Annotated in this window: 10 protein-coding genes and 1 pseudogene; 1 reads left to right on the top strand and 10 read right to left on the bottom strand. The window is 44.0% G+C overall.

Annotation, left to right across the window (positions count from 1 at the left end; genetic code table 11):
• Nucleotides 1-58: 58 nt before the first annotated feature.
• From NYE33_RS13510 to NYE33_RS13480, 7 genes and pseudogenes are all read right to left on the bottom strand, one after another.
• Nucleotides 59-1660, bottom strand: coding sequence for a response regulator (locus tag NYE33_RS13510; protein WP_042139209.1), 1602 nt, complete (start codon nt 1658-1660; stop codon nt 59-61).
• Nucleotides 1657-3411: a sensor histidine kinase gene (locus tag NYE33_RS13505; protein ID WP_042139210.1), complete on the bottom strand. Its 1755-nt coding sequence runs from the start codon at nt 3409-3411 to the stop codon at nt 1657-1659. The genes NYE33_RS13510 and NYE33_RS13505 overlap by 4 nt, the downstream gene beginning before the upstream one ends.
• 513 nt (nt 3412-3924) lie before the next feature.
• A complete protein-coding gene (locus NYE33_RS13500) occupies nt 3925-4812 on the bottom strand; it encodes a carbohydrate ABC transporter permease (protein ID WP_042139211.1) in 888 nt (295 codons plus the stop codon).
• Nucleotides 4813-4827: 15 nt separating this feature from the next.
• Nucleotides 4828-5700, bottom strand: a complete 873-nt coding sequence (locus tag NYE33_RS13495; RefSeq protein ID WP_042141500.1) for an ABC transporter permease — start codon at nt 5698-5700, stop codon at nt 4828-4830.
• Between the two features lie 1045 nt (nt 5701-6745).
• Nucleotides 6746-8197, bottom strand: a pseudogene (locus tag NYE33_RS13490) (IS1182 family transposase).
• A gap of 349 nt (nt 8198-8546) precedes the next feature.
• Nucleotides 8547-9587: an IS630 family transposase gene (locus tag NYE33_RS13485; protein ID WP_081970138.1), complete on the bottom strand. Its 1041-nt coding sequence runs from the start codon at nt 9585-9587 to the stop codon at nt 8547-8549.
• Between the two features lie 277 nt (nt 9588-9864).
• On the bottom strand, nt 9865-10626 hold the full coding sequence (locus NYE33_RS13480) for an SDR family NAD(P)-dependent oxidoreductase (RefSeq protein WP_042139213.1): 762 nt from the start codon (nt 10624-10626) through the stop codon (nt 9865-9867).
• A 136-nt stretch (nt 10627-10762) separates the two neighbouring features.
• Between NYE33_RS13480 and NYE33_RS13475 the strand changes: the two genes are divergently transcribed.
• Nucleotides 10763-11311, top strand: a complete 549-nt coding sequence (locus NYE33_RS13475; RefSeq protein WP_042139214.1) for a TetR/AcrR family transcriptional regulator — start codon at nt 10763-10765, stop codon at nt 11309-11311.
• Nucleotides 11312-11358: 47 nt separating this feature from the next.
• Here NYE33_RS13475 and NYE33_RS13470 read toward each other — a convergent pair whose 3' ends face one another.
• From NYE33_RS13470 to NYE33_RS13460, 3 genes are all read right to left on the bottom strand, one after another.
• Nucleotides 11359-11538 (bottom strand): SDR family oxidoreductase, encoded by a 180-nt coding sequence (locus NYE33_RS13470; RefSeq protein ID WP_042139215.1) that lies wholly within the window; start codon nt 11536-11538, stop codon nt 11359-11361.
• Entirely contained in the window at nt 11531-12568 is a 1038-nt protein-coding gene (locus NYE33_RS13465; protein ID WP_341066078.1) for an LTA synthase family protein, read from the bottom strand. The genes NYE33_RS13470 and NYE33_RS13465 overlap by 8 nt, the downstream gene beginning before the upstream one ends.
• A 345-nt stretch (nt 12569-12913) precedes the next feature.
• A complete protein-coding gene (locus NYE33_RS13460) occupies nt 12914-13156 on the bottom strand; it encodes a hypothetical protein (protein WP_341066077.1) in 243 nt (80 codons plus the stop codon).
• Nucleotides 13157-13508: the final 352 nt, after the last annotated feature.

Genomic DNA, 13508 nt, shown 5'->3' with positions numbered 1-13508 from the left:
CCTGCGAATATTCAGGCTAACTCGATCTCGACTTCTCTGATAGCGCTTTCTCGACATCCTATTTACCTCGATAATGATTTCTGTAGTCGTTCGGGCCCAGATCGGTATATTTCTTGAATAATTTCGAAAAATGGGAAAAACTGGAATACCCTATAGCTGTTGCAATGTCACTGATCGGGTTGTCCGTTTGGAGCAATAACTCTTTGGCAATGCGAATCCTTTTCAGGATGATATACTCGAATATGGATTGTCCCGTATGTTTTTTGAAAATTCTAGTCAGATGATCGGGATGCAGGAACACTTGTTCAGCAACCATTTCCCGTGATAGGTCTTGATCAATGTTAAGGGCAATATACTGTTTGACGGTCTGGATGAGCGTATCGGTCTCCTGAATCGTTTCCGACTGATTCATCGCCTTGCCGACGGCATGCTCGACCCAGGCCATTGTATCTGTTACGGAACGACCTGCCGTCTCCGCCATGAGCTTCGACAAGTCGTCTCCGAACAATTGGTTCGCCTGGATCCCTTTACTATTGAGATGGGAATAGAGCATCTGCATAAAGGACTGGTTAATTTGATGTAGCGCCCTGGCATCCATTCCATGGTCCCGAACGCGTTCTGCAAGATACGACTCCAATTCGTGAATAACGGCTTCCTTCTTCCCAGCTTTCAACAATGAAGACAAAACGCTAGAGTCAGGTAATGTGATCAGCCGATCCGAATGCTTGGTATCCAGGTAAGTGTGGACTTGGTTTTCGAAAGCTACGTTATTTCGGTCCTGTACCCTTAAGTCAGCCACGATTTCGGCCATCTCATGCGCTTGTACGGGCCTGCCGATATAACAAGAAAGATCGCAATAGAAATAACGATGGCAGGCATTGATATATTGCAAGCAGGCCTCTTGAAACCGATCAGGGCTCCACTCGGTCGCGGGCTCGGCCGAAACGATGACAAGAAGCATTCCCGGCTCTAGATGAAAACAAATGCCATTACCATGGCTGTTCAGAATGATCTCTTCCGCCGTGTTCTTTAAGGCGTATTCCAAAATCTTCTCATCGCTTCGCTTCAACGGTTTGTTCCATCTATGGACGCTAATTAAGATCGGAAGAAAGATCGATTCTTCCGTAAACGGGATATGGTGACGCTCGATCAATTCGCGGACCGCAGCCGGTTGGATCGTTGTCGAATGGTTAACAAGATTGAACCAGAAATGCTCGATGATCAGAGAATGATGCTTTACCCAAAATTGATGGAACTGGTGAGACTTGTTGATCTCGGTGCTGCGGTCAATCGCGCTTTGCGCTTTGCGAATCGCACCTTCCAGATCGGCGGCACGCACAGGCTTCAACAAATAATCGAGACTCCCGAGCTGCAGGGCAGCCCTTGCATATTTGAAATCGGCATGACTCGTCAGAAAGATCGTTTCCGTAATCGGATGATGCTCCCGAACCCATTCTAACAGCTCCAATCCGTTGCCTTTCGGCATTTCGATATCGCAGAGCATGATATCGATGTATTCCCGCTCAAACACCTCTTTCGCCTGCCTGATGTTGTTAGCCGTGAACAATCCCGTGATTCCTAATTTGTTCAGGTCTAGATCCGATTTGACGCCTTCAATGGCATGCGCTTCGTCGTCAACTAGAAGAATTTGATAGGTCATGTCATTTCCTCCATTCTCGGATCGGTAGGAAGAATCATATCCACTTTGGCACCGCCGGTCTCCTCGTCGTTATCGAAGTGAATGGATACAGATTCGTCATATAACAGGCATACACGGCGCTGCACATTCCATATGCCGGTATGCTCTCCCTTGTCATTTTGGATGCTCTTTCCCTCTTGTAGTTCGCTCAGCACCTGTCTGCCGAATCCGCAGCCAGTATCCTTAATGCTTATCATCATCCTCGAACCTACTTCTTTGTCGAAGAAATCGATCTGCACGGTAATGTGTAGCGGATCATCCAACGTGACGGCGTGCTTGATCGAATTCTCTACAATCGACTGGATAATGAGAGGGGGCACAGGTATATCCATCAAATATTCGGGTACAGAGATACTCCAGGTCAATTGACCCGGAAATCGCATGTTCTGGATTTTCAGATAGTTCCGGGTATGCTCTAGCTCGTCCCTGAGCTTCACGAATGAAGTCGTGCTGCGGAACAAGAACCGGAAATAATGCATCAAGGATTCGATCATCTCCAGTATCGCCCCATAGTTCTTGACCTTCGCCAGGTTGTATACAATATTCAAGGCATTAAGGAAAAAGTGGGGGTTTACTTGCTGCTGTAAGCGCTGCAACTCTTCCCGCTGTTTATTCAATTGTTCTTCGAAGACATCCACGCGTAGCTTCTGAATCTCTGTCATCATGGCATTGAACGACTGGCCCAGAATCGTAAATTCGGAAGACGTCTTGCCCATATCGACCTGAATGCTCCAATCTCCTTCGCGGACTCGCTTCATAGCAACCAGAATTCGGTTTAAAGGGACCAAGAATGACTTTCTTAATAAATAGAGGCCAAGCGGGATGAAAATCAACGCTCCGAACATGATCAGCCAGATGATCCGTTGAAGGTACGGTAGGTTGCTCAATATGTTTTGATCCGGAATTAAGGTGACCAAACTGAAATCCCCCATAGCGGAACGTCCGTCTACCACCAGGAATTTCTGATCTGTACCGGATAAATAATAACTATCCATATCCTCACGCAAATCGATCCCATTGTCGAGAATAGCGGTTGTATTTGTGATCGCTTCTCCCTGATCGTTAGCGAGCAAGATTTCCGTTTCCTTCCCCGTCTTCAGCGACTGTGGCGGTGAGACCAACTTATCCGATCGAATCCATGCACTTAGATATGCGTCCCCTGCTTGAACGATATCAATGAGATAGTTATCCTGTCCAATTTCGTAGTTCTGCCACCGTTTCGTTATTTTATCCTTTGAATACTCGCCGCTATGAATCAGTTCCGCGATAAAATCCTTCACATGTTCCATTTCTTCGAACGAAAAATCCCTATTACTGGGGACGTCCAAAAAGTCTTGCCTATCCTCCTCATATACGACGAACGCATTCAGGATTGGATACAACGCAATATCATCTTTAAGCTTGTTAAACAGATAGTACTTTTCAGCGTAATAATCTTCATCCGTCACATTCTGTCCGACAGACAACAACTCGCTGCTGAATGCGATCGTATTCATGTAAGCATCCACGGCGTTCAAAGCATCGTCAATTTGATTCATATTGTGGCTCAGCGTCTCATAGTAGGATAAGGCAACTTGTTCCCGCACGACTTGAATGGCATAGAAGTTGTTGTAGAGCAGCATGCCGACCAGCGGTAGCGTCATTATCAATACGCTAAGCGCTAACTTCATCGGCAGGGAATTGTTCGATCCCAGCCATTTCCGATTGATCATGTTAACCGGCTCCTTACATCTCAGTTTACACCATCATACAAGTAAAGAATGCCCGAACGCCATAACCAGAATGACTCCCCAGTTATGGCGTTTCGGACATTTGCCGAATGACTGATGCTAATCCTTAGTCGATAGCTTTGTACACATTGCCTTCGGTTATCCCTGTCACATTGAAGACATCTACTCTTACATAGATCGGTTGGCATTTGATTAATGCTTTAATCGTTAGCTGATTGCTGCCGAATACCATATAACTGTGAACGATCGGGCATAATCATAAATGGGGACATCCTTCAGGGGATGGAATTCCCACCGTAAGATTATCGCTTACATGGAAGCCCGACATTCATGGAGGAAAAGAGATAATATCTCCCATGAAACCTAATCATCGAGGGAACTGCGGCTTCTCGGTATGCAACCATCGTCCCCCTGGCGTTGGTTAACTGATACTTGTATGCTATATGGATTGGATTGCATACATACTTCATTTCTCCATACCTCTTTTTCGATCGATCAGCCCTTCACGGCCCCGATCATGATTCCCTTGATAAAGTACTTCTGGAAAAAAGGATACGCGATCAGGATAGGAAGGACGCCGATAACTGCAATGGCCATTTTCACCGAGTCGGACGGAAGCTGTTGCATGGCGTCTCCTGCATCGCTGCTAGTCATGCTGGTCGTGATAAACTGAATATCCTGCATAATGCGGTTCAACAGATTTTGGATACTGAAGTAATTCGGATTCGTGATATATACCATGCCGTTCTGCCAATCGTTCCAATACATGATGGATTGGAACAATCCGATCGTTGCAAGCACGGGCGTCGACAGCGGGAGAACGACGGACCATAAGGTTCGGTACTCCCCTGCACCGTCGAGTTGAGCGGCTTCGAGCAGTGCAGTCGGTATGGTGGTCTGAAAGAACGTACGCATCAACATGACGTAGAATCCGTTCATCAAGAGCCCTGGGACAATCAGCGCCCATATCGTGTTCTTTATGTCGAACAGCTGCGTATATACCAGATACGTGGGCACTAAGCCGCCGTTAAACAGCATTGTGAAGAAAACGATGAACATAATGGGATTGCGATGCGGCGTTTCGCTGCGTGCGAGCGGATAGGCAAGCAGCGCGATCATCGCAAGGCCAATGATCGTTCCGAACACCGTGATAAATACAGTCACGCCGTATGCCTGCGCGATATCCCTTCTACTGTCGTATAAATATTTGTAGGCATCGGTGCTGAATTCTTGCGGCCAGAAGGCATATCCTTTTGCGATGATGGCATCCTGATCCGTCAAGGATGCGGAGATCAGCAATACGAATGGGATGAGGCAAGCTGCGGCGAACAGGAACATCGCGATATGACTAAACCATGTTAAGCTTCTGCTTTCTGTTTTCATATAGGCATCCTCCGATTAGAATAGTGCATTGTCTTTGTTATAGCGTCGTACGATGTAATTCGCCATGATGACGAGCACGAATCCGACGATTGATTGATATACGCCGGCTGCGGTCGACATGCCGATATCGCCTGAGCCCATTAAACCTCTGAAGACGTAAGTGTCTATGGTCGCGGTCGTGTCGAACAGCGGTCCGGAGTTCATGGGAATCTGGTAGAACAGGCCGAAATCGGAATAGAAAATACGTCCCACGTTAAGCAGCGTCAGCATGATGATTACAGGGGTCATCATAGGTAATGTAATGTGCTGAATCTGCTGCCAACGGTTCGCGCCGTCAAGCCTTGCCGCCTCATAGTACTCATCGTCAATTCCGAGCAGAGCTGCGAAGAATACGATACTGGAGTATCCGACTGATTTCCAGAAATGCACCACCGTCAGAATCGCAGGCCAATACTTCGTTTCGTTGTACCATAAGATACCTTCTTCAATACCGAACCATGGCAAGACCGTTTTATTCATGAACCCCGTTTCCGGACTCAGAAGGGCATATACCAGGTAGCTGACGATAACCATCGAGATGAGATGCGGCAACGTGATGATGCTTTGGTACGCCTTCAGCAGCACCTTGTTCTTTATTTCGTTCAACAGAATCGCGGATGCCAGCGATAATACCGTTCCGAGCACAATGAACACTAGATTATATAGAATCGTATTCCGGGTAATAATGTACGCATCCGATGTTTTAAACAGATACTCGAAATTGTCTAATCCGATCCAATCGCTTTGTAGAATACCTTTGGCAAAATTCACGTCTTTAAAGGCAATGACGATGCCCATCATTGGAAGATAGTTATTGATTAACAAGTATAAAAGACCAGGAACCATCATGATGAGTAACGGGGAATACTTCCTATAATTGTTCTTTTTTCTTACTTTCGCTTTAGCCTGCGGTGCTGAATCCAACGCAACTTGTCCCATATGCTGTAACCTTCCTTCTCAGTGAATTCGTAGTCTCTGAACGGGAGACACTAATGTTCTCTTTAATCATATTGCTTTGCACGCGTGGCTACTAACTGTATGTCGACATCTTCTTTAGTGCATTGTCGACATCTTCATCCTAGTTGTTTTCCGGAAACTTAACCAAGAATCCAGCTCGAGAGAATTTCTGCTAACGAAGTATTGGATATTTGAGTTCAGTTGAGGAAACTGTCGAAGTAGAAACACGCAAAATGTTTGAAATCAACAGCTGGGCCCTCATGCATATGAGGAATACTGTTTTGTCTCCCATGAATACCAAAGCTCCGGATATATTATTATTTCTTCCATCTGGGTTTGGCTCCATTCTCTGAGGCGTTGGTTATTACAACGCATCGAAATATGCTATTGTAGGTGTATTCGAGGACCTTCCCAAGAGCTGGTGTCTGTCAACATCTATGTGACCGTGATCGAACCAAGCGGGTTCCGCGGAATTGGTCGGGCCACTCAGCAGCTAGTGCGAGGAATATCAACCTCTTGTTCTGGCTATGTAGATGGCGTAAATCTTGAAAGGAACCGGGAGATTCTAAAAAGACAGCGAAAGCGATTATTGACGTTGTAGAATCTAGCAACTCTCCACAGCGTCTATTACTTGGCTCTAAACGCATATCATATTGCCGTCTTAATATTTACAGAGTTACTAAAACAAATTGAGGATTCAAAATCAGTCTCCCTAGGAGCTGGCTTCTAAGCAGCCAAAAATGTATATTTATCCTTAATTTGGTTCCATGTGAAAAATATGAGAGTTCTAAATAAACAAAGAATCCCCCACTTGAAGTGAGGCCACTGAAAAACTAGCGTTTCTTAGAAAAAGTACAAACACACATCAAAAAGACGACGCCTATTCGGTTCCTCCGAATAAACGTCGTCATTTTCCCACCTATTTCTTCAACTTTGGTTACTCCATGAGTTTCAATATTCGTTTTAAATTGACAGTGAATATCGCCATGGCTCCCTGAATTTCCATGCCAACCAAACCCGAGGAGGACGCAACGTCGTACCCGTGTCTGTGTTTGAGTTCACTATTCTTGGCTTCAATTTTATATCGTTCTTTGGCCTTGGTCTTAAATATTTCACTTTCCTGAAACTCAGCTTACTTTACATGCACGGTGCTCTTTATGCTCACCGAGTACGTTTTGCTTTGGGCGCCTTCTTTGTAACAGCCTTCCTTCAGTGGACATCGCTTGCATTTTTCAATATCAAAATGGTAAGTGTTCGTTTGGTTTTTGCCCCGGCCTTTTTTCCCTTGCCGTGCTCTACGTATCGCTATATGCCCGGCCTTACAGACATACAGACCCGCATCTTTGTTATACTCAAACTCATCTTCCTTCTTGCGGTTCCTTGGGTAATCATTGGATTTAATTTGGTCACAAGCTCAATTTCATGTTCGGTGCTGTACCCAATGTTATCTCTTTCGGAATAGGCTGTATCTCCAATTACCGTTTCCACGCTCATGCCTGCGGCCTTGCTTTTTTCAATCAGGGTCTGTAACTCTTTCCCGTCCGACTTTTCCCCTGTCGTAATCGTCGCTGCCGTAATGATTCGTTCTTCGCTCATCGCGATATGTGTTTTATACCCGAAAAAGGAGGAGTCCGCACTTTTGTGGCCCACTTTGGCGTCGGGATCGGTAGAGGTTTGCAGATGTTCTGCGTCGTCAATAATCGTTTCTTTCAACAGGTTTAACGCCTCACTGACTTTGGGCAGTCCCGTGAACCGTTCGTCTTGCTCAATCACCGCAATGAGCTGCTGGCAATACTCCATTTCATCCTCCAGCACATTCGTAACGGGTTTCGTCGGAAAGATTCTTTTCCTGGACTCATCCAAGGCGTAAAGCGTTTTTCTTACCTTCTTCGAGCGTTCTCGCAGTACTTCTTGCGGACTCTTTTGGGTATATCGAGCTTTCGTGTGGGTCGCGTTCACAATGATGGATTTGCTGCGGATAATACCTTTTCGAATCGCAATCTCCACCGTTTTACTTATGAGTAAATCGAGCAACTTCATATCTTTCAGGCGTAACTTGCGAAATTTGCTTAGTAGGCTAGGATCAATAACCTCATCCTCTGGAGCCATATGTAGAAAAAACTTGAACGACAAATCAGTTTTGGAGCGTTCCACTAGATCGGCGTCGGACAGGTAATGTATGGATTTGAGCAGTAGATATTTAAACATTCGGACCGGGTCTACCGCAGTTCGACCATTATCTTGACAATACCTTTCGTTCAGTTCCTCATAAACAAAGCTAAAGTCCACCAAACTCGTCCATGCGTCGCAGCAAGTTATCTTTTGGAATGAGTATATTGTACAGCTCGATATATGGGCTCAAGATAAAGCTTTGCTGCTCAGGAAGCATGAAGACCACCCGCCTTTGAATGTGATCCTTTCAGTATATCGAAAAAAAGAGACACCCTTTGTGTAGAATGTCTCTTAAAGATCTTAATGGACTTTTTCAGTGGCCTCGTGTGAAGCTGGAAGCAATTTTAATTGAATAGACATCAGGCAATCAAACCCTCTCCAAATGAGATAATAAGAGTTCCATTTTAATACACACAACAATATAAAAAGTCTTTTCTCACTTATTAACCACTCTTCCATTTACATTTTCCAAATTTTTCGAAATTGAAACGTAGATAATGATATTATAATTTAGTTTGCGACGTATCCTTCTCATAATAAATAAGCTATATAGACCGCAATTAAGATCATAACCTAACAAGCAGACGATCGACGGTACCCAGCGGATGCTTATTGATTCGCTTCATAAATTGGCTCACATGAAACTTAATCTTATAGAATTTTTCAAAAAAGACATTGTTCACTACATCGGCTTTGAGCCACAGCCATAGCCCTTCAACCGGATTGAGGTTTGGGCTGTAAGGTGGTAGAAAGACCAACTCCAGACGCGGATGATCCGCCAAAAAAGGCTGTAACTCCGTAGCATGATGAATCCGGCTGTTGTCCAGAATCAAGGCGATTTCCCCACCTGGATACGCAGAGAGAAGATCCTGAAGAAATCGAATAAAGGCTGCGGTATCGGCCTTTTCTTCTTCTCGGTGATGCACCTGCCCGGTTTCATAATTAATCGCACCGAACAACTTGGCTCCTTCGTGTTTGCCGTACGTGGGCACTTTGCGTTGTCTGCCACGTGGGAACCAATTGTATTGCAGCGCTTGATAGGACCGGATCATCGATTCGTCTTCAAAAAGCAAATGATCGATTTTCTCGGCTTCAACCTGTTTCTTGAGCGCTGCAAAAGTGTGCTTTTTGAAATACGCCTGGGCATCCTCGTCAGCGTTGGCAAGCGTATACGTTGCTTTGGTAAAACTGAAGTTCATCCGTTTGAGCATCGCGCTGATACCACGCACGCTCATTGTGATGCCAAACTCTCGTTTGATCCACTCCGCCACCAGCGGGAGGGTCCAAGTATACCGAGCTTCAAAACCCACATCGGCCGGTTGTTGCTGCTCCAGCATCGCTGCTAACTGTTTTCGCTGTTCCTCCGTGAGTTTTGTCGGTTGTCCAGGGGAATGATCCATCTTCAGGCCAGGCAGACCTTGCGTTTGGTAGGCTTTCCAATAGAGGCCGATGGTTTGACGCGCGCGACTGAGCAGATCGCCGATCTCTTCAAACGTATGTCCTTCCAGACGAAGACGGACGGCCAGGTACCTTTCGTAGAGTCGTTTGTCCGAGGTTTGTTTCATCGCTGCATTCAACCGCTCGATTTCTTCGTTTCTCATGTTCATCGCCGCCTTCGGGTAAGTTATTACTATTCTTTACCCGATTTGGCGATTGGAGTGACTTTGGAAGTTTCTTAAATGCGTTCAATATAGCTGCTTATGGTCAGGAAAGCTTTGGAGACTAATAAAATATTCTTCCGTTCTGCTAAGTCAACTTTATCAAAAAATTGAAGGCTTTCGAATTGAATATAAAACAAAACAAAAATAAACAAGGGCTCCAACTCAAAAGTTGGAACCCTTAGTGTATTTAATTATAAATTAGCCTTTCTTTTTTAGGCATAATTTAACAGCAAGCCATTCCACCATCAACTGCAAGGACAGCCCCATTTATTTGCTTAGCATCATCACTACAGAGGAACAGACAAGCCTTTGCAATGTCCTCTGGTTGTCCATAACTATTCACAGGGAAGCTTGCCACAATTTTGGATAATACTTGTCCAGCTGGATGATATGCTCCCCCCGAATTCTTATGGATGTTAGTGTTGGTTCCCCCAGGATTAATGATATTGCAGCGAATGCCTTCTTTTCCATACCCGACTGCTATGCTTTTGGTCAATCCAGTGAGTCCAGCCTTTGCCGCTGTATAACTAGGACCATGGTTCCCTCTTTCGGAAGCGTAGGAGCCAATATTAACAATACTGCCCCCACCTGATTTAATCATAACAGGCACAGCTTTTCGGCAAATACGAAACGGTGCTTTCAGATCGATATCCATAACTCTGTCCCACCGTTCGTCATCCGTAGCATCTAGGGGATAGCTAAGATCATTGATGCCTGCAATATTACATACACAATCGAGTCTACCAAATTGTTGTTCGGCCTCACCAACCATTCGGTCTATATCTTCCAATTCTGTAACATCCCCAACTAGAGCAATTACATTCTCTGTGTTATCCCACTGTTTAATTGCTTCTTCGGAATAATCCACAGCCACAACCTTAGCCCCTTCTTCTACGAATAACTTAGTCGTGGCATACCCCATCCCGCTGCCGGCTCCTGTAATTAATACTACTTTTCCATTTAATTTACCCTGTACTGTTGACATCAGCTTCTCATCTCCCTGATTATTTTCGGTTTAGGCCTATACAGCATAACTTGCTAAATTAATTATCTAGCTTTACAATTACTCCATCAACCGTCAATAATCAAACATCTGTTGGAATAATGTTCAAGGAGGAAAGATGAACCGAAAAAATAATAAACGTTTTAAAGATACTGAACTATTAATTCAACAATCATTAATTGAATTACTTGAAGGCCGTGAACTCCGCCAAATTTCAGTTAAAGAACTCTGTGAAAAAGCAGGGATTAATCGCTCTACTTTCTATGCTCACTATTTAGATATTTTTGATCTTATGGAAAAAATTGATGTCAATATGAGTCAAAATCTCTTAGAGCAATTCGCAGGAATGGTGGAGCCACACAATTTCCTTTCAATTAGCAATTTAGAAGTTTTTTTTGAATTTATATATAGTAATCAAAAATTCTACCGCGATTTTGTGCACAATCAGCATACATACCCGATTCAAAAGGGGTTTGAGGCTTTGTGGCATGATGTAATGATTCCTCATTATGAATCCTTAGGAATAACCTCTGATGAAGAGATGATGTACCATTTTGTCTACTTTCAGGCAGGATTAACCACAGTCTTGAAACGCTGGCTCGATCAAGGGTGTGAGGAAAGCCCGAAGAAGCTTGCAGAGATTCTAAAACAAAATTTCCTCAAATAAGAAGCGCTGGATATCCAGCGCTTCTTATTTGAGTTATCACTATTTTTTTATAGAGCAGCGGTCCCCCCATCAATGACCAGCTCTGCTCCCGTAACAAATGAAGCCTCATCTGAAGCCAAGTATACTACTCCATTAGCAATATCTTCAGGAGTCCCAAACCGAGGTAACGGTGTATTTTGTTCAAACTGTTGCTTGATCTTGTCGTGATGAAGGATTGCCTCAGTCATAGGCGTAATGGGTACCGCTTATAACCGGAGGGAGCTGCCCGCCAGGGGAATGTACGATTAACGGAATGTTGAACATATCGGTATACCCGTATTCATGTCCGATTAATAAACTTAGCTGTTCCTTTTCTTCTATACTGAGCGTATACATCGGAACTCCCTGATGATCTCCGTAGAATACGATCAGGCTATCCTCCCAAAGCCCGCTGGACTTTAAGTCCTCTAAGAATAAGCCGATAGCATAATCCGCATAATTTTGTGCTCTGATATAGTTTCCGAGAAGCGTATCCTCATAGTTTGGGGGCAACTGTATCTTATATTTTTCCTCTGGAATATGAAAAGGATGATGAGCGCTCATAGAGATGACCATCGCATAGAATGGCTGCTCCTCAGTATCAAGCCTGGAAAGCTCTTGTGTTGTCTTGCTGAACAATACCTCGTCAGATGCTCCAAAGGCAATATGATCCTCGTCACCATAAAAAGACTGGTCGTAAAATTGCTCGAAGCCGATCGCCTTGTACAAAGCAGCTCGATTCCAGAAGTCTACACTGTTAGTATGAAAAGTTGAGGTGAAATAGCCGTTGTCCCTCAATAGGCGCGGCAGACTCGGTACCTTTTTGTTCATATATTCAGAAGAAGTGGCCGGCTTGTTCTCAGGCACATAGAAGGAAGTGTTCACAACAAACTCGGCGTCAGAGGTCGTACCTTGACCAGCGTTTGTGTAAAAGTTGTTAAAGTACGTGTTCTCCTTAACCAGTTTGTTTAGATTTGGCGTTATCTCCTGTCCATCAATGGTCAACCCGATTAGAAAATTCTGAAATGATTCCATTTGGACAACGATAAGATTGTTCCCCTTGTTCATTCCCCAATACTTCGGACTTTCCGGGATTTCTATTCCTTTCAGCTCATTCACAGCTTTCTGTGTTATTTCTTCAGAGTCAATTAACTCTTCCTTTTCAGTTGTGTCTGCAATAACCGTGTACAGCTCATAGCCGAGTATTCCCATGCTTTCAGCTTTTTTGTGCTCATTCATGCTGGCATGGTGAGGCCAGATATTAAAGGTGCAGAGTCCGAGAGAGATTACAGTCAAAGTAACAAGGATTTTACGGTTCATGCGGATTGAAGTGTTCGCCACCCACCTCTTAATGTATTTTGGACGAATGACAAGCAACAAAAAGAACACATTGTCCACAAAAGAGGATATCCCAATCCCAGGAGCATAAAGGTCATTTGAGTCAAATACATTTGGGTCGGTCACCAACTCTTGCTCTAGTCCATTTACGTGGTGAGATACTTGGCGATTGGGCCCTTTTATGAATTATATCTTTATAAATTCCCCTTCCCAAAGTGTAATCCAGTGCTAAAGATGGGTACATCTCTAGATGTCTTCTAAATCCTCTACCTTGTTAGCATATTGAATTAGAATCCTACAGTACCGTTTTTCTTCATCTACTCTATATCTGTCTTCTGTTCCAACCGTTCCATAACGCTCTATACTCGAAGAACCACAGTGTGGACAATATAAATGTTCGGCAATATCATCACGATATTTCTCTGGGCAATTAGCACTTTCCATAATATCTTCAAGAGTTGTCTCTTCACCCAAATTCACCACCATCATACGGTTGACAAGTTACACAATTTTTTAGAAGTGTTTGTAACTTTACACGATATTTTTCTGCAGTCTTATTTAGAACTGGCAAAAGATTAGAATAATCCATCCCTAATCCCCCTGGCCATATCATTACACATTCCGCACACATTCCGCCCTCTTAATCTCTTCTTTTAAGTTCAGAGGATTTAGTTAATACCAATATAATAGATTAAATTACTTGTATGAAAAAAGATAGATATCATCTACTTATTAGGAATCTCAACCCATCTTTTCAAAAGATACGATAAAGAGCGTTATCAGTCTAACCGGGCTTTATTCAACGCTCGAGCTACCCAGTATGAGTAAATCAAGAAGGAGC

The organism is Paenibacillus sp. FSL R10-2199, assembly GCF_038000235.1.
GTDB classification, from domain to species: Bacteria; Bacillota; Bacilli; order Paenibacillales; family Paenibacillaceae; genus Paenibacillus_AQ; species Paenibacillus_AQ phytohabitans.
Note: the sequence above shows the minus strand (reverse complement) of the source record. Positions and strands in the feature narration are given on the sequence as shown.

What these genes read in the sequence shown, in the direction of transcription:
- NYE33_RS13495 (WP_042141500.1), bottom strand. Translation starts at nt 5,700, where the DNA reads ATGATGGTTCCTGGTCTTTTATACTTGTTAATCAATAACTATCTTCCA.
- NYE33_RS13505 (WP_042139210.1), bottom strand. Translation starts at nt 3,411, where the DNA reads ATGATCAATCGGAAATGGCTGGGATCGAACAATTCCCTGCCGATGAAG.
- NYE33_RS13465 (WP_341066078.1), bottom strand. Translation starts at nt 12,568, where the DNA reads ATGAATGAGCACAAAAAAGCTGAAAGCATGGGAATACTCGGCTATGAG.
- NYE33_RS13470 (WP_042139215.1), bottom strand. Translation starts at nt 11,538, where the DNA reads ATGACTGAGGCAATCCTTCATCACGACAAGATCAAGCAACAGTTTGAA.
- NYE33_RS13460 (WP_341066077.1), bottom strand. Translation starts at nt 13,156, where the DNA reads ATGATGGTGGTGAATTTGGGTGAAGAGACAACTCTTGAAGATATTATG.
- NYE33_RS13475 (WP_042139214.1), top strand. Translation starts at nt 10,763, where the DNA reads ATGAACCGAAAAAATAATAAACGTTTTAAAGATACTGAACTATTAATT.
- NYE33_RS13510 (WP_042139209.1), bottom strand. Translation starts at nt 1,660, where the DNA reads ATGACCTATCAAATTCTTCTAGTTGACGACGAAGCGCATGCCATTGAA.
- NYE33_RS13500 (WP_042139211.1), bottom strand. Translation starts at nt 4,812, where the DNA reads ATGAAAACAGAAAGCAGAAGCTTAACATGGTTTAGTCATATCGCGATG.
- NYE33_RS13480 (WP_042139213.1), bottom strand. Translation starts at nt 10,626, where the DNA reads ATGTCAACAGTACAGGGTAAATTAAATGGAAAAGTAGTATTAATTACA.
- NYE33_RS13485 (WP_081970138.1), bottom strand. Translation starts at nt 9,587, where the DNA reads ATGAACATGAGAAACGAAGAAATCGAGCGGTTGAATGCAGCGATGAAA.